Here is a 25175-nt window from a genome sequence, read left to right on the forward strand (position 1 = left end):
CGCCCTCGGGCGGGAATGGCTCGACGGGAACACACCGTTACACCCAGAAGACCAGCACCACGAACGAGGGGAAGTCGATCATGGGCGAGCGTATGCTGCGCGGAAGCCGCCTTGGCGCGGTGAGCTACGAATCCGACCGCAACACGGAGCTCGCGCCGCGTCAGACCCGCGAGTACCTCTGCGCCAAGGGCCACCAGTTCGAGGTGCCGTTCGCCGTCGACGCCGAGGTCCCGACGACCTGGGAGTGCAAGTTCGACGGCAGCGTCGCCCGACTCGTCGACGGCAGCGAACCGGAGCAGAAGAAGGCCAAGCCGCCGCGTACCCACTGGGACATGCTGCTGGAGCGGCGTTCGATCGCCGAACTGGAGGACATCCTCGAGGAGCGCCTGCAGGAGGTCCGGACCCGTCGCGGCCGCGCCTGAGCCGCACGACGTACGACGACGACGCCCCCGGGGTTACCCCGGGGGCGTCGTCGTTCTCCGTGCTCAGTGGCGGCCCGGCTCCACGATCTCGCCCTCGATGGCCCGGCCGCCGTCGACCACCACCGGTTGCTCCGGTCGCGGGGTCGGTTGCGGCGCACCCTGGCGCACCCGCACCGTGCGGGGCCCGAACAGGTCACCGGCGACCATCGACGACACCCGCCGCTCGGTGGCGCGTCGCACCCCGGCGCGGGCCAGTCGCCGCACCGGCGGCACCAGCAGCAGCAACCCGGCCAGGCCGCTGACCAGACCGGGCACCGCGAGCAGCAACGCTCCGGCCAACCCGACGAGCCCGTCGGTCACCTGCCCGCCCGGTGGCTGCCCGGCCGCCGCAGCGGACCGGAAACCACGCCAGGCGCGCATGCCCTCGCGGCGCAGCAGCACCAACCCCAGCAGGGACGCCGCGAAGACCAGCAGCACGGCCACCCCGAACCCCAGTGCCCGCCCCACACCGACGAACACCACCAGTTCCAGCACCACCGCCAGCAACAGGGCCAACGGTACGAACCTCAGTCCTCGGCGCATCTCACCTCATCGCCATTCCCGCGAAACCCAGGGGCGTGTCCCGCCCATCCAGCATGACACGACCTCGCTCACGGCCACCGCGCCTGACCGGTGGCCGTGCCGTGCAGGCCACGGCGTACCGCCTGGCGGCGGTCCTGCACACCCCAGGCGGTGATCCGCCACAGCGCCTCGGCCACGATCTTCGGGCTCATCTTGCTGTCCCCGCGTTCCCGCTCGGCGAACGTGATCGGCACCTCCACGATCCGCACCCCGGCCTGGTGCGCCAGCCGGGACAGCTCCACCTGGAACGAGTACCCCTGGGAGGTCACCGACTCCAGATCGATGGCGTCCAACGCGCTGATCCGGTACACCCGGTAACCACCGGTGGCGTCCGAGACCGGCATGCCCAACGCCATCCGGGCGTACAGGTTCCCGCCGCGCGACAGCAGCAGCCGCCGCAACGGCCAGTTGAGCACGCGGGCGCCGCTGGTCCACCGCGACCCGATCACCACATCGGCGTCGCGGGCGGCGTCCAGCAGGGCGGGCAGGTCCTCCGGGGCGTGGGAGCCGTCGGCGTCCATCTCCACGACCGCCTGGTAGCCGTGCTCCCGGGCCCACCCGAACCCGGCCAGGTACGCCGCACCGAGGCCCTCCTTGCCGTGCCGGTGCATCACCTGCACGTGGGCGTCGCCGTCGGCGAGGGCGTCGGCGATCGCACCGGTGCCGTCGGGGCTGTTGTCGTCGGCGATGAGGATCCGCACCGCCGGGGCGGCACGCCGGACCCGGCCCACGATCGCCGCGATGTTGTCCGCCTCGTTGTAGGTGGGGATCACCACCAGCACCCGACCCACACCGGGCACCTCGTCCGGGCGTCGGATCGTATCGGTCGCCTGGATCACGGTTCCTCCGCTCCCGCCGGCGTACCGGCTGTTGCTATCCGGGCATGATCCGCTGCCGCCGGCGCACCGTCGCGGCGCCGACCAGGGCCGCCGCGGCCAACGCGGCGAGCGCCACCTCCGGCCACCAACCGAGCCGGGTGGCGAGGGTACGTCCGTCGTCGAGGCGCAGCTGCCGCACCACGACCTCCCGGGTGTTGAACCCGGTGGCATCGCTTACCCGCCCGTCGGGTGCCACGAACCCGGACACGCCGACCGTGGAGGCCATCAACGCGGGCCGACCGTGCTCGACGGCCCGCAACCGGACCATGGCCAGCTGCTGGCGGGCCTCCGCCACGTCGAAGGTGGCGTTGTTGGTCTGCACGACGAGCAGTTGCGCGCCGCCGGTGACGGTGTCGCGGACCACAGCGTCGTAGGCGACCTCGAAGCAGATCACGTCACCCAGCACGGCCGGGCCGACGCGTACCACGCCCGGGGTGCTTCCGGGCACGAAGTCGCTGCGGATCAGGTCGACCTGCTTGCTGACCATGCGGGCCACGTCACGCAGCGGCACGTACTCGGCGAACGGCACCGGGTGGCGTTTGGTGTACAGCTGGTCCAGGTCCGCGCCGGTGCCGGGCCGCCACAGGATGCCCGCGTTGCGGACCTGCCCGGCGCCCGGCCCGAGCAGCACCGCGCCGACCAGGATCGGCGCGCGGACGGTGTCGGCGGCCTGGGAGATCCGCGCCCCGGCGCTGGGGTTGCGCAGCGGGTCGATGTCGCTGGAGTTCTCCGGCCACACCACCAGGTCGGGTTGGCGTTGCCGGCCGGCGGCGACCTGGGCGGCCAGTTCGAGGGTGGCGTCGACGTGGTTGTTGAGGACCGCCTGCCGTTGGGCGTTGAAGTCCAGGCCCAGGCGCGGCACGTTGCCCTGCACGATCGCCACGGTGACGTCCGCGCCGGACCCGGCGGCGGCGACGGGCACCAGCAGCGCCCCGGCGGTCAGCGCGACGGCCACGGCGGCCGGTACGACAACCGGACGCCACCGCCGCGCCGCCGCAGCGCCATCTGGGCGCGGCGGGGCGGTCTGGGGGTCGGGCGCGGCGTCCAGCGGGCTGTGCGGGGGCGCGGTGGTGCCCTGCGGCGCACGACGACGGGCGACGGCCCATCCGCGCCAGACGGCGGTGACGAGCAGCCCGCCGAGGAGCGCCACCGAGAACGTCACCAGCGGGGCGCCGCCCAGCGCGGCCAGGCGCAGCAGCAGGGAGGTGTCCTGGCTGAACGCCAACCGCCCCCACGGGAACCCACCGAACGGGGTGCGGTCACGCAGCGCCTCCTGCCCGACCCACAGCAGCCCGGTCAGCACCGGCCACGACCAGCGGAGGCGGTCGACGAGCGGGGACACCCAGGCGGTGGCCGCGCCGAGCAGCGCCAGGTAGCCGGCCTGCAACAGCGACAGGAGCACCCACGGCAGGTAGCCGGTGTGCAGGTTCGTCCAGGCCAGCAGCGGGGCGAAGAACGCGACCCCGGTGAGGAAACCCAGGCCGGCGCCGGCGCGCAACCGCCGCCGGTGGGTGGCGGCGGCCAGCAACGCCACGCCGACCGGGGCCAGCGGCCACACCCCGTACGGGGGGAACGCCACCAGCAGGGCCAGCCCGGCGGCGATCGCCAGGGGCGCGGCGACGGGCAGCGGCAACGGCCGACCGGCGACGACCGGCGCGCCGGTCACCGTGGGCGCGTGGGTTTCGTCCCGCTCCAGCATCGTCACCGCAGCTTCACCTCGATCACGGGGCGAAGGTTACCCGGCTGCCGGTCCTGACGGCCGCATCGGGCAGGCGGCAGTGAGCGGTGGGGCGCGATGATCAGGTGATGAGGAAGAGGTCGAGGAGGGACCGGCCGACCCACTTCTCGTCACCTGATCACGGAAGGCGGCACGGGACGCGGTGGGGACGAAATCGGGGCGCGGCGTAAGCCGCGCCCCGATGCTCCCAGGCCCTTCCCGGCCGGTGTGGCGAGGATGGGGCACGACGACCTTCGGACCGACCGGACGCGGACTGGCTGCCCCCGCCGGGCCGTTGTCTACTGGCCGTGCACCTCACCCTGCCCATACACCGGTAACCGCGGCCGGTTCGCGCCGCCCCGCCGACCCCCGCCCGCTGGACCTGGCCGCCGCGACGATGATGCTGAAACATGTCGCTCGGCCAGCGGACGAAGGGACGAAGCGAACAACAGCCGCTTCCCGTGGTAGGACTCAAAGACGGTACGTGCCGACCCCCGTCGGTTGTCAACCCACACCCGGCCTGTCGTGTGTTGCGACACGGCGTGTCGGGTCGGCGCGTCTCAATGTGTCCGCAGATGGTGACGCAGCAGCGCCCCCGCCGCCGCCCGATGCTCCTGGGCGAGGAGCCCTCCGGCGGCCAACACGTAGTCGGCGTCGACCACCGCGTCGGCGGCACGCGGCAACGCCCACCCACCGGCGTGATCGGTGAGGACCGCCGCCAACACCTGCCCGGACACGGGCGTCGGCGCGTGCCGCAGCACCCCACCGGAACCCACCAGCAACCGCACGTCACGCAGGTCCCGCCCGCAACGCTCACCGGTCGCGGCGCCCCGCGCGTGTCGCCGCAACGCCACCGTCGCCGCGAGGGTGGCGATCCGGGCGTCCACGGCCCGCTGCGCGTCGTCGACGGCCAGGAACGCCGGGTCGGCGGCCCGACGGTCCGCGTCGGCGGCCAGGTCGGCGGCGTCGCCCGTGGTGAGCAGCCGCTCCTCCACGGCGGCGCGCACCACCCCGGGGGCGCTCCACCGCATGCCCAGGTCCCCCTCGACGGTCCGGGCCCGCCAGAGGGTGCCGGCGACCTCCCGGCCGGGCCCGATGGCCCGCTCGTCGGGGGTGAGCACCGAGTACACGTCGGTGGTGGCCCCTCCCACGTCGACCACGGCGAGGTCACCGCCGATGGTGTCGGCGAGGACCTCCACACCGGTGAGGACCGCGTCCGGGGTGGCCGCGCGGACCAGCCGGGCGAACCGGGTGCCCCGCGACAGCCGTTTACCCCCGATGACGTGCCGCAGGAACACCGTGCGGATCGCCGCGCGCGCCGACGCCGGGGCGAGGACCCCGATGCGCGGTAGGACGTTCTCCGCCCCGGTCACCGGCACCCCGGCGGCCTCCAACAGCGCGGTGAGGTCGTCGCGGACGTCGGCGTTGCCCGCGTACACCACGGGTTTGCGCCACCGGGCGCGGGCCAGCCGCGTCGCGTTGTGGGTGACCGTGTCGGCGTCCCCGCCGTCGGTGCCACCGACCAGCAGCACCACGTCGGGTCGGGCCGCGCGCAACGCGGTCAGGTCCGCCGCGCCGAGCCTGCCCGCCGCCACGTGCACCACGTGCGCACCGGCGGACAACCCGACCCGCCGGCCCGCCTGCGCGGTGACCAGCGGCTCGTAGCCGATCACGGCCAGCCGCAGCCCACCACCGGCCGACGAGCACACGTACCACGGCACGTCGCGGACCCCGAGCCCGGCGGTGGCCGCCGCGACCGCGGCGTCCAGGCCGTGCAACACGTCGGTGCCGACCGTGGTGGGCGCGGACGCCGCACCCACCAGCGCACCGGCGGCCAGGTCCACCACCGCCGCCTTGGTGTACGTGGACCCGACGTCCGCGCAGACCGCCAGGGTCACAGGTCCTCCTGTTCGCGACTGCGGGGCTCGCAACCCCGGCTCACTCCTCGCGACTCACGCCGACGCGGGGACGACCACGGTGCCGGTCGCGGTGACCGCCACGATCGGCGGGTCCAGGACCTCCGCGGCCGACTCGGAAACCTCCGGGCGACCCCGGCACACCACCACGCAGGCCAACTCCAGGGTGCGGCTGCGCGAGCCCACCCGCGACACCCGCGCGGTCACCTCCACCACGTCACCGGCGTGGATGGGCGCGCTGAACCGCACGTCGGAGTACCCGGCGAACAACCCCTCGTCCCCGTCGGTGCGGATGCACACCTCGGTCGCCACGTCCCCGAACAACCCCAGGGCGTACGCCCCGTCGACCAGGTTGCCCGCGTAGTGGGCGTGCGAGTACGGCACATACCGCCGGTGCGTCACCGTCAACCCGAGCCGTGCGTCGGTCATGCCATCGCCTTCCGCTGCGTGATCAGGGCGTGCACCAGGTAACTGGCCACCTCGCCGGGTGTGGTGCCCCGACCGAAGATCCGGTCCACACCCAACTCGTCGGTCATCGTCTCGTCGAACCGGGGACCACCGACGATCAGCAGCGGCCGCTTGCCCGCCGGCATCGCCTCCCGGAACGCCGCGGACATCTCCCGGGTGTTGTGCAGGTGCGCGTCGCGTTGCGTGACGACCTGCGACACCAGCACCGCGTCGGCCTTCTCCACCCGGGCCATCTCCACCAACTCCGGCACACTGACCTGCGCACCCATGTTGGTGACCTTCAACTCCCGGTAGTACTCCAGGCCCTTCTCCCCCGCGATGCCCTTGACGTTGAGGATCGCGTCGATGCCCACGGTGTGCGCGTCGGTGCCGATGCACGCACCGACGACCGACAGCTTGCGCCGCAACCGCTGCTTGATGACCGTGTTGACGTCCTTCGCCGACAACAGGGCGAAGTCGCGTTCCACCACCTGCACCGCGTTCAGGTCGACCAGGTGGTTGACCCGCCCGTACACCACGAAGAACGTGAACCCGTCGCCCATCGGTTTGGCGTGCACCACCATCGCCGGGTCGATGCCCATCTTGCTGGCCAGCTGCACCGCCGCGCCCTCGGCCCGCTTGTCGTGCGACACCGGCAGGGTGAACGACACCTGCACCATCCCGTCACCGGTGGTGTCCCCGTACGGCCGCACGATCTGCTTGCTCACGCCGCCGCTGCGCGCCGGACCGCTGTGCTGGCCGGTTCGCTCGCTCCGCTCGCTCACGCCGCCGCCTCCAGGATGTCGGTGGCCGGGTTGTAGTAGTCGGCCTCGTGCGCGGCGACCCCGTCGAGGCCCTTGCCCCGGTCCGCCGGCCGCTTCATGATCCCGAACGTGCCCTCGGCGATCGCCGTCAGCAACGTCTGCTCCCCGATGCGCTCCAACAGGTCCAGCGCCTCACCGAGCACCTGGTCGGCGCGCCGGCGGATGAACCCGCCCGGCGCCGGCACGAAGTCCTCGTGCAGCCCACCGGCCGCACCCAGCACGTACCGCACGTTCTGCAGGGCGATGTCCCGGTCCGACAACCACGGCGTCACCACCGCCTCGGTCATCATCCCCACCAGTAGGATGCCCTGACCGGTCAGCGCCCCGGCCAGGTTGAAGAACCCGTCGAGCAGGTTGCCCCGGAACACGTCGCCGGTCATGTGCTTCGTCGGCGGCATCCACTTCAACGGCGCGTCCGGGAACAACTCCCGCGCCAGCAGGGCGTGCGCCAACTCCAACCGGAACGACTCCGGCACCTCCGGGTTGATCTCGAACGCGTGCCCCAACCCCAACTGCCAGTCCGCCAACCCCGCCTCGTGCGCGAAGAACTCGTTGAGCAGCTGCGACACCGTCACCGTGTGCGCCTCGTCGACCGCGTCCGCGGTGGTCAGGTAGTTGTCCTCACCGGTGTTGATGATGATCCCGGCCCGGGCGTGCACCTGCCGGGAGAACCGCTGGTCGACGAACGTGCGCACCGGGTTGATGTCGCGGAACAGGATCCCGTACATCGAGTCGTTGAGCATCATGTCGAGGCGTTCCAACCCGGCCAGGGTCGCCATCTCCGGCATGCACAACCCGGACGCGTAGTTGGTCAACCGCACGTAACGGCCCACCTCCTTGGACGACTCGTCCAACGCCGCGCGCATCAACCGGAAGTTCTCCTGCGTGGCGTACGTGCCGGCGAACCCCTCCCGGGTCGCACCCTCGGGGACGTAGTCCAACAACGACTGCCCGGTGGAACGGATCACCGCGATCACGTCCGCGCCCGCCCGCGCCGCCGCCTGCGCCTGCGGGATGTCCTCGTAGATGTCCCCCGTCGCCACGATCAGGTAGATCCACGGCCGCTGCGCCGGGTCACCGTGCCGCTTGACGAGACGGTCCCGCTCCGCGCGCCGACGGTCGATGCGCCGGATGCCCGACCCGACCGCCCTACGCGCCGCGCTGCGGGCCGCCGTCGCCGCCCGCCCGGCCGGTACGCCGAAGCGCACCGACCCGGCCGCGGCCTTCTGCGCCAGCAACGTCACGTCGGTGAGGCCCTCACGCGCCAGGGCGTCGAACACCGGAACCGCCACCCCGTGCCCCAGACCGACGTCCGCGGCGACCGCGTCGACGAGCCGGTTCACCCACGGAATACCGTCCGGATCGGCGCCGGTCACCCCGGCCAGCCGCAGCACCGCCCGCTCCACCGACACCGTCGTGTGGCTGCGCGCCAGGTCCACCACCGGCTGCCCGGCCCGACGCGCCAACTCCCGCGCCCGCGCCACCAGCACCGGATCGAGATCAAGCTTGCTCATCGACCATCCACTCGTTCCTGTGCCTGATGGTTCGCTCGCCGCGCTCGCTCACGACGACCCTTCCTCGTAGATGACCTCACCGCGCAGCACCAGACGCCGACACACCGGCAACGGCGTCGGGTCGTCCGGACCCCGCAGCTCCGCGTCCTCGGCCAGCAACACCGGCAGACCCCGCTCCACTCCCGCCGGCGTCGACCACACCGCGAACGTCGCCGGCGCACCCAAGGCGAGAACCCCCTCGACATCCAGGTGCACCGCCCGCCACCCACCCCGGGTGTGCGCGGCGAACGCCGAACGCACACCCATGCGCTGCGCCGGGTTGTGGTGCGCCGCCGCCGCCCGCACCGACCCCCACGGGTCCAGCGGCGTCACCGGCGAATCCGACCCGAACGCCAACGCCACACCCACCGAGTGCATCGCACCCATCGGGTTCGACTCCAACGACCGGTCCAACCCCAACCGCGCCTCGTACATCCGGCCCGCGCCACCCCACAACCGGTCGAACGCCGGCTGCATGCTCGCCACGACCCCGTACTCCACGAACCGCGCGATCAACCGCTTGTTCATGATCTCCGCGTGCTCGATCCGGTGCCGGGCCGCGCGCAACCGCTCCAAACCCACCGTCTCGGCCGCCGCCGCGAACCCGTCGAGCACCGTGCCGATCGCCGCGTCCCCGATCGCGTGGAACCCGCCCTGCATGCCGTGCGCCGCACAGTCCAGCAGGTGATCACGCACCTGCTCCGCCGTCAGGTACCCGTGCCCACACCCGTCGCCGTCACCGTACGCCTGCGACACGTGCGCCGTACGCGACCCCAACGCCCCATCGGCGAACAGGTCACCACCCGCGCCCACCGCACCCAACTCCCGGGCCCGCGCCGCACCACCCAACTCACCCCAGTACCCGTACACCTCCGGCACCCCCGCACCGGAGACGCCCAGCAACCCGGTGAAGTCCTCCTCGTCGGAGATGTCCGGGCCACCACACTCGTGCACCGCGGCGATCCCCAGCGACGCCGCGTGCGACAGGGCCACCCGCTGCGCGGCGACCCGCTGCGCCCGACTCACCGACCCCTGCGCCGCCGCCCGCACCACGTGGTGCGCGTCGCGCCGCAACCACCCCGACGCGTCGAACCCGGCCGCCTGCGCCGCCTGCGGACACGCCGCCAGCAGCGCCGACGACACCAACGCCGAATGGATCGACGCCTGCGACAGGTACACCCGCCGCCCACCGGCCGCCCGATCCAACGCCGCCGCGTCCGGCAACGACGGATCCGACCAACCCGACTCGTCCCAGCCGTGCCCCAACACCACCGCGTCCGCCGGCAGACCCGCCGCGAACCCGGCCACCGCGTCCAACAACTGCGCCGCCGACCGCACCCCGGACAACTCCAGCCCGGACAACGCCAACCCCGTGTCGGTGGCGTGCACATGCGCGTCGACGAACGCCGGCGTCACCAACGCCCCGTCCAGGTCCACCACCCGGTCGGCCGGCGGCGCGTCACCGTCGGTCCCCAACCAGGTGATCCGCCCACCGGACACCAGCAGCGCGGTAGCACTCGGCTCGGCGGGGCAGTACAGCACGCCGCCGCGGTACAACGTCGAGGGGTTCGTCATGACCTCAGTCTGCCGCGATCCGCGCCGCGAACAGCCGACGCACCCCCGGCTCGGCGCGCAGCAGCCCCAACGCCAACTCCGCGTGCCCCGGCACGTACCCGTTGCCCACCAGCATCGTCACGTCCGCAGCCAACCCCTCCGCGCCCAACGCCGCCGCCGAGAAGCTCGTCGCCATCGAGAAGAAGATCACCGTGCCGCCGTCCGCGGTGGCCAACACCGCACCGTGCTCACACCCCGGCACGTCCACGCACACCACTGTCACGTCCGCCGGCGCGCCCAGGGCGGTGGTCACCGCCGTGGACAACCCCACCGGGTCCCGCGCGTCGGCCACCGCCACCACCGACGCCAACCCGGCCGCCGTCAGCGCGTCCCGCTCCGCCGCCACCGGAACCACCCCGACGGTACGCGCGGCACCCGCCCGCCGCGCCGCCGCGAGCGACAGCGACCCGCTCTTGCCCGCCCCACCGATCACCGCGACCCGCACCGGCGTCGGGTCACCGACCCGACGACGGTCCTCGACGTAGCGCGACACCACCCGCGCGGTCAACGCGGGCGCCCCACACACGTCCAGCACGGCCAGGGACAACTGCGGGTCCTCGTCGTCGGGCAGCACCGCGGCGATGGAACGGGCGAACAGGATCGCCCACCCGTCACAGGGCACCTGCTCACTGCGCCCGTCCCAGCGGGCCAGCCCATCGGTGATCACCAGCGGCGTCAGCGTCAACGACACCAGGGTCGCCACCCGCTCGCCCACCTTCAGCCCCAGCGGGGACCGCCGACCGGCCTCCTCGACCGTGCCGATCAACATCCCGCCGGACCCGGTCACCGGGTTCTGCATCTTCCCCCGGGTGGTGATGATCTCCAGCACCTCGGCGCGGACCGCGTCGCCGTCACCGCCGTGCTTCTCCGACAACTGCCGGAAACTCGCCGCGTCCAGGTTCAGCCGCTGCACCCGGATCCGCACCTCGTTGGGCGCGATCTGCGCCGACGCGTCCAGGCGCCAGGCCGCCTGCGGCAGCACCCCCGCCGGTTGCACGACGCGGTGCAGCCCCACCGGTGACGTCACGCCAACCCTCCCCTGCCCAGCCGCCCGAAGCCCCGGTCAAGGCTCGCGTAACGGGAAAACTTACGGCAGACTAGTTTCTGTACCGAATATTTTCCAGTAGCCTTCGGGCCCGTCGATCAACAGCAACACCGAGGAGGGGCCGTGACCCAGACCATCCCGCACCCCCGTCACGCCCCGGTCGCCACACCGACCGCCGGGCAGCCCTACGAATACCACCGCCGCCCCCTGGTCGAACCCGACTGGACCCGCTTCCCCGGCTGGCGCCACATCACCCGCGAGCAGTGGGAATCCGCCCAGTGGCAACGCGTCAACTGCGTCAAGAACATCAAGCAGCTCCGCGCCGTCCTCGGTGACCTCGTCGACGAGAGCTTCTACGCCGACCTCGAGGCCGACCAGAAGGCCCTGGCCACCATGTCCATGCTGGTGCCACCACAGATGATCAACACGATGGTGCCGGACGTGCCCCCCACCACCGAGGCGCTGCTCGCCGACCCCATCCGCCGCTACATGATTCCCGTCGCCTCCGACCGACGCACCGACTGGCCCTCACACCCCTACGCCAGCCGCGACAGCCTCCACGAGCACGACATGTGGGTCGCCGAAGGTCTCACCCACCGCTACCCCACCAAGGTCCTCGCCGAACTGCTCTCCACCTGCCCCCAGTACTGCGGGCACTGCACCCGGATGGACCTCGTCGGCAACTCCACCCCCGCCGTCGACAAACTCAAACTCACCCTCAAGCCCGTCGACCGCTACGACGCCCACATCGCCTACCTCAAGGCCCACCCCGGCGTCCGCGACGTCGTCGTCTCCGGCGGAGACGTCGCCAACGTCCCCTGGCGCAACCTCGAGTCGTACCTCATGCGCCTACTCGAACTGGAGACGGTCCGCGACATCCGCCTCGCCACCAAGGCCCTCATGGGCCTCCCCCAGCACTGGCTGCAACCCGACGTGGTCGAAGGTCTGGAACGCGTCGCCCGCACCGCCGCCCGCCGCGGCGTCAACCTCGCCATCCACACCCACGTCAACCACGCCCAGTCCCTCACCCCACTGGTCGCCAAGGCCGCCCAGACCGCCCTCGACGTCGGCGTCCGCGACGTCCGCAACCAGGGCGTCCTCATGCGCGGCGTCAACGCCACCACCCCGGAACTGCTCGACCTCTGCTTCGCCCTCCAAGGCGAGGCCGGGATCCTGCCGTACTACTTCTACATGTGCGACATGATCCCCAACGCCGAACACTGGCGCGTCCCGGTCTGGCACGCCCAGCAACTCCAGCACGACATCATGGGATACCTCCCCGGCTACGCCACCCCCCGCATCGTCTGCGACGTCCCCTTCGTCGGTAAGCGCTGGGTGCACATGCTCACCGACTACGACCGCGAGCGCGGCATCTCCTACTGGACCAAGAACTACCGCACCTCCATCGAGTCCGCCGACCTGGAGGCGCTCAACAAGCGCTACGCCTACTACGACCCGATCGACACGCTGCCCGCCGACGGCCGGCAGTGGTGGACCGACCACCGCGACGACTGACCGCACCGACGGCGACACCCCCGGGGGGTGTCGCCGTTTTCCGTCACCGGCAGCTCAAACCCTCGACGTACCCCGCCCGCAGCGTCCCGGCCGCCACCTCGTCGGCGTACTCCCAGAACACCTCCGGCCAGTCACCCGCCTTGTCCATCTCCCGCAACACCCGCCACCCGTGACTGCCCCGCAGCGCCTCGGCGGCCCGGCGCACCCCGACCTCATCCCCGACCGCCCGCGCCCGCTGCCACTCCGCGATCCACCCACAACCCACCCGGGACGTCACCCCCACACCAAACTGGTACGAGTCGCTCACCCCGATCTCCTCCAACGCGGCGACATCGAACCCCGGCGGCAGCGGCACGTCGGCGAGCACCTTCGCCGCCCGCTCCCGCACCGGCATGGTCATCTCCGCCGGAAGCACCGCCAACCAGGTCCGCGCGTCCACCCGAACGACGTCCGAGAGAACCCGGTCCACGTCCTTACGCGACCAGTTCCCGGAGGTCTTCATCTCCACGACCATGTTGTCGCGGGGACGCACCAGCACCGTGAAATCACCGCTGAAGCTCTGGAACAGATCAGCCGGCCAACCGTCCACCCGCACCGACCTCCCCGGGCCCGTCTCGCGCTGGTTGGCATACCGGTCCGCGTACACGGACGCCGAATACCAGTTCATCTCCAGTTCCCGCCCACCCCGGCGGAACCTGACCACGCCATAGTCCTTGGAGAACTCGGACAGGGCCGTCACCGTCCAACCGGCCCGGTCGATCAGCAACCGTGGGCTCCTCTCCGCCGCCTCCATCACCAGCGGCGAAAAGACGGCCCCGGCTCCCACACCCGCGCTGGCGATCGGCGAGACCCCGTCATCCTCAGCCTGCCCCCGTAACAGCATGGACGCCGGCACGATGCTCAGGAGCACGGCCGCCGCGGTCAGGACACCCGCGAAGCGACGCACCCACACCCGCCGCCGCGGCATCCCGACGGTACGCCGGACCAACGACTCGGACATGATGTCCTCCAGGAGGGCCTGCTTCACCCCGCCGAAATCCCCCATCACCCCGAACCCACCCGGGTCGGCATCCCGAACCAGCTGGTCGACCCGCTCCCCTGTGGTCATCAGTCCTCCTTGCGGGTGGAAGTGGTCAGCACGTCGAGTACATGTCCGGGCGGCCCCGGGTCGTCACCGACCAACCCCCGCAACCGTGCCCGCGCCCGCGACAACCGGGTCCGCACCGCCGCCGCAGACACCCCCAGCACCGCCGCCACCTCATGCGGCTGCAACCCCTCCCAAACGGTCAGCATCAGCACCTCCCGGTCCACCTCCGGCAGACCCGCCAACGCCGCCCGAACGGCAAGCCGCTCCGGCACCGCACTGCCCGGATCCGGCACCGACGCGGCGATCTGCTGACGCAACCGCTCACCCAGGCGCTGCCGTCGGACACCACCACGGTGATGATTCGCCAGGACCCGCCGAGCCACCCCGTACAACCACAGCCGGGCCTCACCGACGACCGGAATGTCCTGCCGACGACGCCACGCCACCAGGAAGGTCTCCGCGACGACATCGGCCGCGTCCTCCGGATGCGCGACGCGCCGCAACGCGTACGCCAGCAACGACTCGAAATCCTCGGCGTAGGCCCGCCGGAAGCGGTCCTCGTCCTGCCCTGTCCCGGAGCTCACATCCACTCCATGTCCGGCGGGACCTCAACCGTGACAGCCCACCCGACACGCGCCCGCCGAACCGACAGTCTCAGGCTCCGCCCAGCACCTCGGACAACGGTGCCGGCGTCAACCCTCGCGCGCGCAACCCGGCCAGGATGTGCGGCAACGCCTCATCGGTCATCGCGGCGTTCGCCTCGGTCACATGCATGATCACCACCGACCCGGGTCGTGCGTGGTCCACCACCGCCCGCACCAACGGCTTCCACGCTGTCGCGAACGGATCGCCGCTGACCACGTCCCCGTCCACGACCGTCACGCCGAGCGGGGCCAGCGCGTCCAACGCCGCCGCGTCGTGACAGAGCCCCGGGAAACGGAAGTACCGGGTCTGCCGACCCCCGTACGGTGCGATCACCTCGAACGTCTTCGCCACGTCGCCGCGCAACTCGGTCACCGGCTTCGAGGGCAGGTCGTAACAGTCACCGGTGAACGCCGCGTGCCCGTACGTGTGGTTGGCCAACTCGAAGCGCGGATTGCCGGCGATGCGCCGGGTCACGTCCGGATACCGCTGCACCCACTTGCCGGTCAGGAAGAACGTGGCCGGAACCCGCTCCCGCTCCAGCAGGTCGAGGATGCGCAGGTTGGCGTACGACTTCACCCGACCGGCACGCAGGTTGCCCAACATCGCGTCGGTCATGTCCGCGTCGAAGGTCAACGCGACCTTGTCACCGGTCCGCGGACCGTGGTTGACCACCGGCGCCCTGGTCCCGGTCGGCGTCGCGCCCGGCACCGAGGTGACAGCCGACGGCGACGGGGCACCTGCCGACGGCACGGCCGGGTCGGCACCTGTGGACGGCGCCGCCGACGAGGCACCGACCGACGGCGCGACGGACGGTGTGGACGGGCTCGACGAGGCGGACGAGCCGACGAAGACCGGCTGGTCCGCAGGCGGCACCCGGGACGCCTCACACCCGGCAGCGCCGAGAGCCGCCACGACCAGCACGCCAAGAAACGGGCGAAGCCCAGCTCGGATCACGCCGCAGATCATCGCAGACGCGAAAGCGTCTCACTGTCCCCGCGTGCTGCGGTCGGGGCATCGCGCGGGAGTGCCTCTCCGGACCGCGCGGGAAGGTATCGCTCGCGTGAGCGATATACCTCAGAGTCATATTTATGCCTCTGCGGTATATCGCTCAACAGCGACACGCCCCCGCGTCGTAACGCGGGTCAGGCGGAAATCCCACGCGGGGCGTACATGATGACAGCGACGCCGAGCAGGCAGAGCGCCGCGCCGGTCACGTCCCACCGGTCCGGGCGGAAGCCGTCCACCACCATCGCCCAGCCCAACGACCCGGCCACGAACACCCCGCCGTACGCGGCCAGGATCCGGCCGAAGTTCGCGTCCGGCTGGAACGTCGCCACGAACCCGTAGCAGCCCAGCGCCACCACCCCCGCCGCGATCCACCACAGGCCACGCTGCTCCCGCCAGCCCTGCCACACCAGCCACGCGCCGCCGATCTCCGCAAGCGCGGCCAGCGCGAACAACACCAGGGAACGAAGCACCGTCACCCGGCGACCCTAACCGCCGAACACGACGGGTCCCCGGGCGACGCTGCGCCCGGGGACCCGCGAACCGCTCAGGTCACTTCGTGAAGGAATCCTTCATGTTGCGACCGGCGTCCTTGACGTTCTGACCGGCCTGCTTGGCGCGCGCGTCGCTCTGCTGGCTGGCGCCCTCGCCACGCATCCGCTCGTTGTCAGTCATGTCGCCGACGCGCTCTCGCGCCGCGCCGGCCATCTGCTCGACCTTGTTCTTTGCCTTCTCGGTGAAGCTCATCGCGCCTCCTCGGTCTGGCGACTGTCCCCGCTCGCATCCCCGGCTTCCGGGTGCCGAAACCGGCGGTGCCGGTCGGCACACCCGCTAGGGCATCCTAGGAAGATAGGTTGTGGCGAGGGCCGCGAGATAACGGTGCGGTCGGTGGTTAACTGGCCGCATGGGAGAGCTCCTGCTGATCCGGCACGGCGAGACCACCTGGAGCGCCAGCCTGCGGCACACCTCGTACACCGACCTGGAGCTGACCCCCGACGGCGAGCGACAGGCCCGCACCCTGGCCGCGTTCCTGGCCGGCCGGCGGTTCGTCACCGTGCTGGCCAGCCCCCGTTCCCGGGCACTACGCACCGCGCAACTGGCCGGCCTCACCGTCGACGCCGTCGACGAGGACCTCAGCGAGTGGAACTACGGCGAGTACGAGGGCCGCACCACCGTCGACATCCACGCCGACCAGCCGCACTGGAACATCTGGACCGACGGCTGCCCCGGCGGGGAGTCCCCCGCGCAGGTCGGCGAGCGCGTCGACCGGGTGCTGCAGCGGGTCACCCCACTGCTCGACCGGGGCACCGTCGCGCTGGTCGGTCACGCGCACAGTCTGCGCGTGCTCGGCGCCCGCTGGATCGGCCTGCCCCCGTCCGCGGGTGGCCGGCTACGCCTGGAGACCGCCACGGTCAGCGCGCTCGGTCACGAGCACGGCCGGCAGGTCATCCTGCGGTGGAACCAGCCGGCTCCTCCGGCGCCCGGGACCGCGACCGACCCGGCGCCGCGGCACTGATCTTCGGCGGCCGGTTCTCGTACGGGGTGGACAGCACCACCGTCGTGCGGGTCGTGACGTTCGCCGAGGTGCGGATCTCCTGCAACACCCGCTCCAGGTCGGTCGGGCCGGCTACCCGCACCAGCAACAGGTAGAAATCCTCCCCCGCCACCGAGTAGCAGGAGTCGATCTCGGGCAGGTGCGCCAGCCGCTCCGGCGCGTCGTCGGGCTGCGACGGGTCGAACGGGCGGATCGCCACGAACGCGGTCAGCGGCAGGTCCAGCGCCTCGAACGACACCCGGGCGGCGTACCCCTTGATCACCCCGCGTTGCTCCAGCCGGCGCACCCGCTGGTGCACGGCGGACACCGACAGCCCCACCTTCTCGGCCAGGTCGGTGTACGACAGACGGCCGTCGGCGGTCAGCGCGGCGACGATAGCGCGGTCGATCTCCTCCACGGCGTGCAACCTACCGGGAAAACCGCCCGACGGCGACGCAGTACCCGGCGCGGCCAGCGTGGGCCGCGCCGGCACCCGTCGTCCTCAGCCGCGCGCCAGGGCCCGGGAGATCACCATCCGCTGGATCTGGTTGGTGCCCTCCACGATCTGCAGCACCTTGGCCTCGCGCATGTACCGCTCCACCGGGTGGTCGGCGACGTAACCCGCGCCGCCGAGCACCTGCACCGCGTCGGTGGTCACCCGCATCGCCATGTCGGTGGCGAAGAGCTTCGCCTTGGCCGCCTCGATGGCGTACGGGCGGCCGGCGCCGCGCAGCCGGGCCGCCGCGAGGGTCAACGCGCGGGCCGCCGAGATCTGGGTGGCCGCGTCGGCGAGCAGGAAGCCCAACCCCTGGAAGTCGATGATGGACCGGCCGAACTGCTGCCGCTCCCGGGCATAGCCGACCGCGTAGTCCAGCGCCGCCTGGGCCAACCCGACCGCGCAGGCCGCGATGCCCAACCGGCCGGAGTCCAGGGCGGACATCGCGATGGTGAAGCCCTCCCCCTCACCGCCGATCAGCCGGTCGGCCGGCACCCGCGCGTCGTCGAAGGCGATCTGGGCCACCGGGGAGGCGCGCAGACCCATCGTCCGCTCGGCGGCCTGCGGGGCGATGCCGGGAGTGCCGGCGTCGGCGAGCAGGCAGGAGATCCCCTTCGGGCCGGGCCCGCCGGTGCGGCAGAAGACGTTGTAGAAGTCGGCGGTCCGGGCGTGGGTGATCCACGCCTTGGTGCCGGAGACCAGGTACGCGTCGCCGTCGCGCACCGCCCGGGTGCTCAGCGACGCCGCGTCGGAGCCGCCCTGCGGCTCGGAGAGGCAGTACGCGCCCAGCAGCTCGCCGCCGATCATGTCCGGCAGCAGCTTGCGCTGCTCGTCGCTGCCGAACGCCGCCACCGGGTAGCAGGACAGGGTGTGCACGCTGACCGCCTCGGCGACCGCGAGCCAGCGGCTGGCCAGGATCTCCAGCACCTGCAGGTACACCTCGTAGGGCTGGGCCGCGCCGCCGTACTCCTCGGGGTAGGGCAGGCCCAGCAGGCCGGCCCGGCCGAGGGTACGCAGCACCTCGCGGGGGAACTCGGCGCGCTCCTCGAAGGCGGCGGCCTTCGGCGCGAGCTCGCGGTCGGCGAGCTCGGTGGCGAGACCCAGCAGGTCGTGGGCCTCGTCGGTGGGCAGGATCCGGTCGACAGTCATAGCGCGATGAGCTCCGTGGGGGTGGTGTTGAGCCGTTGCACGCCGTCCGGGGTGCAGACGACGATGTCCTCGATGCGGGCGCCGTGCCGGCCCGCGAGGTAGATGCCCGGTTCGATGGAGAACGCCATCCCGGCCTCCAGGGGCCGGTCGTTGCCGGCCACCAGGTAGGGCTCCTCGTGACCGTCGAGCCCGATGCCGTGACCGGTGCGGTGCAGGAACGCCTCGGCGTAGCCGGCGGCGGCGATCGGCGCCCGGGCCGCGGCGTCGGCCTGCGCGCCGGTGACGCCGGGTCGCACCGCCGCGACGGCGGCGCGCTGGGCGTCGCGCAGCACCGCGTAGTAGTCCAGGAAGTCGGTCGGCGCGGACCCGCCGGCCAGGTAGGTGCGGGTGCAGTCGGAGCGGTAGCCCGACGGCATCGTGCCGCCGATGTCGACCACCACCGGCTCACCGACGCCGATCGGGCGGTCCGAGGTGCCGTGGTGCGGGCTGGCTCCGTTCGGTCCGGACGCCACGATGACGAATTCGACCGTCACGTGCCCGGTGGCCCGGATCGCCGCGGCGATGTCGGTGGCGACCTCGACCTCGGTGCGGCCGGGGCGCAGCCACTCACCCATCCGCAGGTGCACCTCGTCGATGGCCGCGCCGGCCTCGGCGAGCGCCGCCACCTCCGCCGCCGACTTGCGGATGCGCAACTCCCGCAGCACGTCACCGGCGAGCCGTTGCGCGGCGTCGGGGAGCGCCGCGCGCAACGCGAGGACCTGCTCGGCCCACATCCGGTCGGCCAGGCCGACCGCCGCGACCGGGCCGTCGAGGGCGGCGACGACCAGGGGGTACGGGTCGGTGCCGTCGACGTGGTCGACGATGCGTACCCCGGTGGCCGGTGCGGGGGACGCCTCCGCCGCGGGACGTTCCAGTCTCGGCACGATCAGGGTCGGCTCCCCCTCGGCGGGCAGCACCAGGCAGGTGAGCCGCTCCCCCGCGTGGGCGTCGTACCCGGTCAGGTACCGCAGGTCGGAGCCGGGCGCGAGCAGCAGGGCGTCCAGGCCGGCGGCGGCGGTGGCGCGCTGCGCGGCGGTCAGCCGGTCCGGCGGATACAGCTCGTCGGTTCCCACGCCGTCAGCTTAACGGTCGTTTGGGCCAGTGCGGAATCCGGACAACCGGCACGAAGGAAATCCACCGGCATTGATTGACTCGGACAGTTAACACTCTTTAAGATTTGGCTGCCTCGAGGCCCACCCGTTCCTGCGTCCCCGCACCTCCCGCCCACGACAACCCTGCGTGGGCGGCGTCGTCCCCCGCCCACGGGAAGGCCCCCGATGTCCTCACCACTGCGCCGCGCCCTCGCCGCCGGCCTGCTCGCGTTGGCCACCGCAGCCGCCACCCTCACCGTCACCTCCACCGCCGCGCAGGCCGTGGTGCTGCCGAACAACTTCAAGAGCGTCGGCTACCTGCCCTCCTGGGCCGGCAACATCAACACCATTCAGTACAACAAGCTGACCCACATCAACTACGCCTTCATCCTGCCCAACAGTAACGGCAGCCTGCAGGGTGTCGACGGGGCGCGACTCTCCTCACTGGTCTCCCAGGCGCACGCCAACAACGTGAAGGTCTCGATCGCGGTCGGCGGCTGGAACGACGGCAACGACTCCGCCTTCGAAGCTCTCGCCGCCAACTCCACCAGCCGCACCGCCTTCGTCAACAACCTGGTCAACTTCGTCAACCAGTACAACCTCGACGGTGTCGACATGGACTGGGAATACCCCGACCCGGGCGCGTCGGCCAGCAACTACACCGCACTCATGACGCAGCTCAGCAGCGCGATGCGCAGTCGCGGCAAGCTGCTCACCGCCGCCGTGGTCAGCGAGGGCACCACCGTGCAGGGCGTACAGACGGCCGTCTTCCCCCTGGTCGACTGGCTCAACATCATGGCCTACGACGGCGGCAGCCCGCACGCCAACTACGACTGGTCCATCAACGCCGTCAACGGGTGGAAGGCCCGCGGCCTGCCGGCCGGCAAGGCCGTGCTCGGCATCCCGTTCTACAGCCGCCCGGTCTACTACAACTACTCGTACCTGGTCGGCCTGGACCCGGCGAACGCCAACCGCGACTGCGCCACCATCAACGGCTCGCAGCAGTGCTGGAACGGCATCCCGACCGTCAAGCGCAAGACGCAGTGGGCCCTGGCCAACGCGGGCGGCGTGATGAACTGGGAGCTGAGCCAGGACACCAGCGGCTCCACCTCGCTGCTCAGCGCGATGTACGACACCATCATGGGCGGCACCACGCCCCCGCCGAGCGGTCGTACCGGCCGGATCACCGGCATCGGCGGCAAGTGCGTCGACGTGGCCGCGGCAAGCACCGCCAACGGCGCCGCCATCCAGCTCTACACCTGCAACGGCACCAACGCGCAGACCTGGACCGTGGCCGGCGACGGCACGCTGCGCGCCCTCGGCAAGTGCGCCGACATCACCAGCGGCTCGACCGCCAACGGCGCGAAGGTCCAACTCTGGGACTGCAACGGCAGCGGCGCCCAGGTCTGGCAGGCACAGTCCAACGGCACGCTGCGCAACCCGCAGTCGAACAAGTGCCTGGACGCCACCGACAACAGCTCCGCCGACGGCACCCGACTGCAGATCTGGGACTGCTTCGCCGGCGCCAACCAGCGCTGGACGCTCCCGGCCTGACGGTTCGCACGGTCCCCGGTCGACGCCCAGCGTCAGCCGGGGACCTTTGCGTGTGCCCGGACCACGGTGAGCATCTCGTCCACCGAGCCCGCCGGGTCGGTGACCGGGAACTGCACGGCCCGCACCACCGCCGTCGGGTCGACCAGCAGCGTCAACCGCTTGAACCGGGTCATCCCGCCCGCCCGGAAGACCGGCAGCAGCAACCCGGCGGCCAACCGGCCGTCCTGGTCGGACAGCAGCGGGAACGGCAGTTCGGCGTACGCGGCGAAGTCGGCGAGTTGGTCGGGCCGCTGGGTGCTGACGCCGTACACCCCCACCTCGGCCGCCTGGAACTGCGGATGCCGCTTGGCGTACGTGGTCGACTCCAGGGTGCAGCCCCGCGCGCCGGGGATCTCCGCCCAGCCGGGCGGATAGTCCGGCCGGACCGGCGCGTACGCCCCGGGGAAGAAGTAGAGGACGCTCCACGTGCCCGTCGCGGCCACCGCGACCGGCCGACCGTGCGAATCGGGCAGGACGACGTCGGGCAACCGCCGCCCGACCAGTTCGTGCGCCCGGCGCGCCTCGGCGGACCCGGCGTCAGCCGTCGCGGTCACCTCACCGTCGCCCATCAGATGTCTCGTCCCCCAGTCCTGGAGGGCGATGAGGACCGGCAGCAACCCCTCGCCTCTCGCGGTGAGCAGGTAGTCGTAGCGCGGTGGGTGTCGTGAGTACGGCCGACGCTCCAAGACCCCGTGCTCGACCAGGGAGCCGAGGCGCTCGGTCAACGCCCGCCGGCTGACGCCCAGCTCGCGTTGCAGGCCGTCGAAGCGGGTCGTTCCACCGGCGACGTCGCGCACGATGAGGAACGTCCACCAGTCCCCCAGCACGCCGAGCGCCTGCGCGATGCCGCAGTCCGCGTCGGCAAGATCTTCTCGCCGCACCCACTACCTCCGTTGCTCCCGCTCCGACTATAGTCCGTTCCAGTTTGGAACGCACTGCGCGGCGAACGGGGGCGGACGACATGCGCGTCGGAGATCGGGCCGGTGTGTTCTGGCGCTGGTGGACCGCCGGCACGACCAGCATGGTCGGGTCGGCGGTCGGCTCGGTCGCCCGGTGACCACACCGACGGCCTTTTGCCGGGCCGGACGGCATCCGGGGTCATAGCCTGGATCCGGGGACGTCCGTGCGGGCGACCCCGACCGGGAGGTCCGCCGTGGCAGCGAACGACACGAACCGGGCGACGACACGTCGCCGCCGCCAACTCTGGGCCGGAGTCCTGGCGCTCGTCGGGCTGGTCCTGCTGATCCTCGGCCTCACCGTCGCCGACGGTGTCGCCGCCTGGATCGAGGTGCTGGTCGCGGTCCTGCTGCTGGTGACCAGTTACGTGGTGCAGCACCTGGCGCGACGCGAGACCGTCTACCGGCACGACGACCGGGGCTGACCGCGCCGGACGGCCGGGGGTGCCCCGGATCGTCGGAGGGCTGTGCCAGGCTGTCCGGCGTGGCACAACGACCCCCGATCCTGCTGATCGACGCACCCAGCCTCTACTTCCGGGCCTACTTCGGCATCCCGGAGTCCGCCGCCCGCGCCGAGGACGGCACCCCGGTCAACGCGGTGCGAGGCTTCCTCGACATGCTCGCCACCCTGATCCGTGGGCGCGGCGCGGACCGGATGGTCTGCGCGCTGGACTACGACTGGCGTCCGGCCTGGCGAGTGGATCTGCTGCCGTCGTACAAGGCGCACCGGGTGGCACCGCAGGGCGGCGAGGTCGTTCCGGACACGCTGTCTCCGCAGGTGCCGATGATCCTCGAGGTGCTGGAGGCCGTCGGCATCACCGCCGTCGGCGCGACCGGCTACGAGGCGGACGACGTGCTCGGCACGCTCTCGGTGACCCAGCCCGGCCCGGTCGAGGTGGTCTCCGGCGACCGGGATCTGTTCCAGCTCGTCGACGACGCCCGGCCGGTCCGGCTGCTCTACGTCGGGCGTGGTGTCGCCAAGCTCGACGACTGCGACGACGCCGCGGTGCGGGCCCGCTACGGTGTGCCGGCCGACCGGTACGCCGACTTCGCCGCGCTGCGGGGCGACCCCAGCGACGGGCTTCCCGGGGTGCCGGGCGTCGGGGAGAAGACCGCCGCGCGGCTCATCGAGCGCTACGGCAGCATCGCCGGCATCCTGGCCGCTCTCGACGACTCCGACTCGTCCTTCGCGCCGGGTCTGCGCACCAAGCTCGCCTCGGCACGCGACTATTTGGGCGTCGCGCCGACGGTGGTCCGGGTCGCGCTGGACGTGCCACTGCCGGAGCTGCCCACCGCGCTGCCGCCCGCCCCGGTCGACCCGGACCGGCTGCTCGACCTCGCAGGGCGGTGGAACCTGGCGGGCTCCGCACGCCGCCTGGTCGACGCCCTCGCCGCCCGCGCGGACGCCTGACCGGCGAGCTTTACTTGATCTTGCGGGTCGACCGGACCACGATGCCCTCGTACTCCGGGTGCTTGACCAGCCAGTCGGCGAGGAACGGGCAGATCGGCACGACGGTCCGCCGCTTGGCGCGCGCGTCGTCCATGACCGCACGCGCCAGCGTCGACCCGACACCGGCGCCCTCGAACGCCGGATCGACCTCGGTGTGGGTGTAGGCGATGATCGAGCCGGTCAGCTGATAGGTGACGAACCCGGCGACCGCGCCCGTTTCGTCGCGCGCCTCGAAGCGCTCCCGCTCCGGCGCGTCTGTCACGGTGAGCTGCACCCGACCATCCAACCACCCGGCGGGTCGCGTCCGCCCCGAGCCCGGCGGGGAGGTGACCTCGCGCGCATTGTCGGGGCCGGAACGGGAAACGCAACGCCCCGGCCGCACGTGGGAGGAGACCCGCCACCATGACGACCCCATCGACGGACGGCGGCTTCGCCGTCGTGGAGATGTTCACCTCGCAGGGGTGCAACAGCTGCCCACCGGCGGAGGAGTTGCTGACCGAGATCGAACGCGATGCCCGGGAACGCGGTAAGGCCGTCTTCGGTCTCGGCTTCCACGTCGACTACTGGGACGATCTGGGGTGGCCCGACCAGTTCGCCGACCCGGCGTACACCGCGCGGCAGGAGGCGTACGCCCGCGCCCTGGGCACCCGGGGTCTGTACACCCCGCAGATGGTCGTCAACGGCACCGTCGAGTTCGTCGGATCCGATCGTCGACAGGCGTCCGGTGCGATCGCGTCCGCCCTGGCGACACGCCCCGCCACCCGCCTCACGCTGTCCGTGGCAGAGCTGGACGGACGGCGGGTGGCACTGGACTACGAGGCCGAACGGCCGCCGGACGACACCGTCGTGAACGTGGCGGTCGTGGAGCGGGGCCTGGACAGCGAGATCGCCCGAGGCGAGAACGCGGGACGGACGCTGCGGCAGGACAACGTCGTCCGCGCCTTCGCGTCGGCGACCCTGAACGCCGGGCGGGGACGGGTGGACGTGGTGACCCCACGTGAGTTCGACCCGCGCCGTGCCGCCGTCGTCGCCTACGTGCAGGAGAACGGCTACGGGGCCGTCGTCGGCGCGACCCACGTCGAGCTGTCCGACGCGTAGTCTCGGCGCATGCTGATGGTGGGCGGCGCGAGGGGGCTCGGTGGTTGACGCGGAGGACGTACGCCGGGTGGCGCTGGCCCTGCTGCACACGGTGGAGATCCCCAGCGACGGGTTCGACTTCCGGGTGGCCGACAAGGGCTTCGTCTGGTCCTATCCGGAGCGGACGCCGGGCCGGCCGCGGGTGATCCGGCTGGACATCGCGGTGCTGTACGTCGGGGACGAGGCGGAGAAGCAGGCGCTCCTGCTCGGCGAGCCGGACGTCTTCTTCACCACGCCCGCGTATGACGGGCTGCCCCTGGTGCTGCTGCGTCTGGCGACGATCGACCTGGAGCGTCTGGTCGAGCTGGTGACCGACGCGTGGCGGATGCGCGTGCCGGAGGCGTTACTGAGTGACGTCGAGGGCGTCGGCACATAGCGATATCCGTACGCAACAGGGCTGACACATTGACGAGAATCTCGGTGCTCCACTACCGTGGCCGT

Annotated in this window: 27 protein-coding genes; 8 read left to right on the forward strand and 19 right to left on the reverse strand. The window is 71.9% G+C overall.

Translation table 11 applies throughout. The annotated features are described in order from the left end of the window. Positions 1 to 80 precede the first annotated feature (80 nt). Entirely contained in the window at positions 81 to 422 is a 342-nt protein-coding gene (locus tag O7617_RS29350) for an RNA polymerase-binding protein RbpA (RefSeq protein WP_030327608.1), read from the forward strand. A gap of 63 nt (positions 423 to 485) precedes the next feature. Here the strand turns inward: O7617_RS29350 and O7617_RS29355 are convergent, their stop codons facing one another. From O7617_RS29355 to O7617_RS29395, 9 genes are all read right to left on the reverse strand, one after another. After that, a complete protein-coding gene (locus tag O7617_RS29355; RefSeq protein ID WP_282259550.1) occupies positions 486 to 1004 on the reverse strand; it encodes an FxsA family protein in 519 nt (172 codons plus the stop codon). A gap of 68 nt (positions 1005 to 1072) precedes the next feature. Next, a complete protein-coding gene (locus O7617_RS29360) occupies positions 1073 to 1882 on the reverse strand; it encodes a polyprenol monophosphomannose synthase (RefSeq protein ID WP_282259552.1) in 810 nt (269 codons plus the stop codon). A 34-nt stretch (positions 1883 to 1916) separates the two neighbouring features. Next, positions 1917 to 3620, reverse strand: coding sequence for an apolipoprotein N-acyltransferase (lnt, locus tag O7617_RS29365; RefSeq protein WP_282264899.1), 1704 nt, complete (start codon positions 3618 to 3620; stop codon positions 1917 to 1919). Between the two features lie 578 nt (positions 3621 to 4198). Next, entirely contained in the window at positions 4199 to 5536 is a 1338-nt protein-coding gene (locus O7617_RS29370; protein WP_282259554.1) for a glutamate mutase L, read from the reverse strand. Between the two features lie 54 nt (positions 5537 to 5590). Next, positions 5591 to 5983, reverse strand: a complete 393-nt coding sequence (locus tag O7617_RS29375; protein WP_282259556.1) for a hotdog domain-containing protein — start codon at positions 5981 to 5983, stop codon at positions 5591 to 5593. Then, positions 5980 to 6729 (reverse strand): OAM dimerization domain-containing protein, encoded by a 750-nt coding sequence (locus O7617_RS29380; protein ID WP_282264900.1) that lies wholly within the window; start codon positions 6727 to 6729, stop codon positions 5980 to 5982. Before O7617_RS29380 ends, O7617_RS29375 begins: the two co-directional genes overlap by 4 nt. A gap of 53 nt (positions 6730 to 6782) precedes the next feature. Beyond that, positions 6783 to 8339, reverse strand: coding sequence for a lysine 5,6-aminomutase subunit alpha (locus O7617_RS29385; RefSeq protein WP_282259557.1), 1557 nt, complete (start codon positions 8337 to 8339; stop codon positions 6783 to 6785). A gap of 48 nt (positions 8340 to 8387) precedes the next feature. Then, entirely contained in the window at positions 8388 to 9953 is a 1566-nt protein-coding gene (locus tag O7617_RS29390) for an amidohydrolase family protein (RefSeq protein ID WP_282259558.1), read from the reverse strand. Positions 9954 to 9957: 4 nt separating this feature from the next. Beyond that, the gene (locus O7617_RS29395) at positions 9958 to 11007 is read right to left on the reverse strand and encodes a zinc-binding alcohol dehydrogenase (protein WP_282264901.1); all 1050 of its coding nucleotides are present in this window, start codon (positions 11005 to 11007) and stop codon (positions 9958 to 9960) included. A gap of 153 nt (positions 11008 to 11160) precedes the next feature. On the opposite strand from O7617_RS29395, the gene O7617_RS29400 reads away from it, so the two are divergent. After that, positions 11161 to 12552, forward strand: coding sequence for a lysine 2,3-aminomutase (locus O7617_RS29400; protein WP_282259559.1), 1392 nt, complete (start codon positions 11161 to 11163; stop codon positions 12550 to 12552). A 43-nt stretch (positions 12553 to 12595) separates the two neighbouring features. Here O7617_RS29400 and O7617_RS29405 read toward each other — a convergent pair whose 3' ends face one another. From O7617_RS29405 to O7617_RS29425, 5 genes are all read right to left on the reverse strand, one after another. Then, positions 12596 to 13660 carry a hypothetical protein gene (locus O7617_RS29405; RefSeq protein ID WP_282259560.1) on the reverse strand — a complete coding sequence of 355 codons (1065 nt, stop codon included), beginning with the start codon at positions 13658 to 13660 and terminating at the stop codon, positions 12596 to 12598. Beyond that, complete coding sequence (locus O7617_RS29410) at positions 13660 to 14223, reverse strand: RNA polymerase sigma factor (RefSeq protein WP_282259562.1); 564 nt, start codon at positions 14221 to 14223, stop codon at positions 13660 to 13662. Before O7617_RS29410 ends, O7617_RS29405 begins: the two co-directional genes overlap by 1 nt. Positions 14224 to 14293: 70 nt before the next feature. After that, positions 14294 to 15238: a polysaccharide deacetylase family protein gene (locus O7617_RS29415; protein WP_282259563.1), complete on the reverse strand. Its 945-nt coding sequence runs from the start codon at positions 15236 to 15238 to the stop codon at positions 14294 to 14296. Between the two features lie 188 nt (positions 15239 to 15426). Continuing rightward, positions 15427 to 15768, reverse strand: a complete 342-nt coding sequence (locus tag O7617_RS29420; protein ID WP_282259564.1) for a YnfA family protein — start codon at positions 15766 to 15768, stop codon at positions 15427 to 15429. Positions 15769 to 15841: 73 nt separating this feature from the next. Next, positions 15842 to 16036 carry a CsbD family protein gene (locus tag O7617_RS29425; protein ID WP_282259565.1) on the reverse strand — a complete coding sequence of 65 codons (195 nt, stop codon included), beginning with the start codon at positions 16034 to 16036 and terminating at the stop codon, positions 15842 to 15844. Positions 16037 to 16193: 157 nt separating this feature from the next. Between O7617_RS29425 and O7617_RS29430 the strand changes: the two genes are divergently transcribed. Next, a complete protein-coding gene (locus O7617_RS29430) occupies positions 16194 to 16805 on the forward strand; it encodes a histidine phosphatase family protein (protein WP_282259566.1) in 612 nt (203 codons plus the stop codon). Here O7617_RS29430 and O7617_RS29435 read toward each other — a convergent pair. The 3 genes from O7617_RS29435 to O7617_RS29445 all read right to left on the reverse strand — a co-directional run bounded on the left by O7617_RS29435 (position 16735) and on the right by O7617_RS29445 (position 19580). Further along, the gene (locus O7617_RS29435; protein WP_282259567.1) at positions 16735 to 17241 is read right to left on the reverse strand and encodes an Lrp/AsnC family transcriptional regulator; all 507 of its coding nucleotides are present in this window, start codon (positions 17239 to 17241) and stop codon (positions 16735 to 16737) included. The genes O7617_RS29430 and O7617_RS29435 overlap by 71 nt on opposite strands. Before the next feature lie 84 nt (positions 17242 to 17325). Beyond that, positions 17326 to 18468 carry an acyl-CoA dehydrogenase family protein gene (locus O7617_RS29440; RefSeq protein WP_282259568.1) on the reverse strand — a complete coding sequence of 381 codons (1143 nt, stop codon included), beginning with the start codon at positions 18466 to 18468 and terminating at the stop codon, positions 17326 to 17328. Beyond that, positions 18465 to 19580: a Xaa-Pro peptidase family protein gene (locus tag O7617_RS29445; RefSeq protein ID WP_282259570.1), complete on the reverse strand. Its 1116-nt coding sequence runs from the start codon at positions 19578 to 19580 to the stop codon at positions 18465 to 18467. Before O7617_RS29445 ends, O7617_RS29440 begins: the two co-directional genes overlap by 4 nt. Positions 19581 to 19784: 204 nt before the next feature. Between O7617_RS29445 and O7617_RS29450 the strand changes: the two genes are divergently transcribed. Beyond that, a complete protein-coding gene (locus O7617_RS29450) occupies positions 19785 to 21152 on the forward strand; it encodes a glycosyl hydrolase family 18 protein (RefSeq protein ID WP_282259572.1) in 1368 nt (455 codons plus the stop codon). Positions 21153 to 21184: 32 nt separating this feature from the next. Here the strand turns inward: O7617_RS29450 and O7617_RS29455 are convergent, their stop codons facing one another. Then, a complete protein-coding gene (locus O7617_RS29455) occupies positions 21185 to 22072 on the reverse strand; it encodes a winged helix-turn-helix transcriptional regulator (RefSeq protein ID WP_282259574.1) in 888 nt (295 codons plus the stop codon). Between the two features lie 272 nt (positions 22073 to 22344). On the opposite strand from O7617_RS29455, the gene O7617_RS29460 reads away from it, so the two are divergent. Next, entirely contained in the window at positions 22345 to 22572 is a 228-nt protein-coding gene (locus tag O7617_RS29460) for a hypothetical protein (RefSeq protein ID WP_282259575.1), read from the forward strand. Between the two features lie 59 nt (positions 22573 to 22631). Beyond that, positions 22632 to 23558: a 5'-3' exonuclease gene (locus O7617_RS29465; protein ID WP_282259576.1), complete on the forward strand. Its 927-nt coding sequence runs from the start codon at positions 22632 to 22634 to the stop codon at positions 23556 to 23558. 10 nt (positions 23559 to 23568) lie between these two features. On the opposite strand, the gene O7617_RS29470 is transcribed toward O7617_RS29465, so the two are convergent. Next, a complete protein-coding gene (locus O7617_RS29470) occupies positions 23569 to 23883 on the reverse strand; it encodes a GNAT family N-acetyltransferase (RefSeq protein WP_348774155.1) in 315 nt (104 codons plus the stop codon). A gap of 116 nt (positions 23884 to 23999) precedes the next feature. On the opposite strand from O7617_RS29470, the gene O7617_RS29475 reads away from it, so the two are divergent. After that, positions 24000 to 24695 carry a DUF1223 domain-containing protein gene (locus O7617_RS29475; protein ID WP_282259579.1) on the forward strand — a complete coding sequence of 232 codons (696 nt, stop codon included), beginning with the start codon at positions 24000 to 24002 and terminating at the stop codon, positions 24693 to 24695. A gap of 40 nt (positions 24696 to 24735) precedes the next feature. After that, positions 24736 to 25110 carry a hypothetical protein gene (locus O7617_RS29480; protein WP_282259580.1) on the forward strand — a complete coding sequence of 125 codons (375 nt, stop codon included), beginning with the start codon at positions 24736 to 24738 and terminating at the stop codon, positions 25108 to 25110. Positions 25111 to 25175: the final 65 nt, after the last annotated feature.

Source organism: Micromonospora sp. WMMD1155 (assembly GCF_029581275.1).
Taxonomy (GTDB): Bacteria; Actinomycetota; Actinomycetes; order Mycobacteriales; family Micromonosporaceae; genus Micromonospora.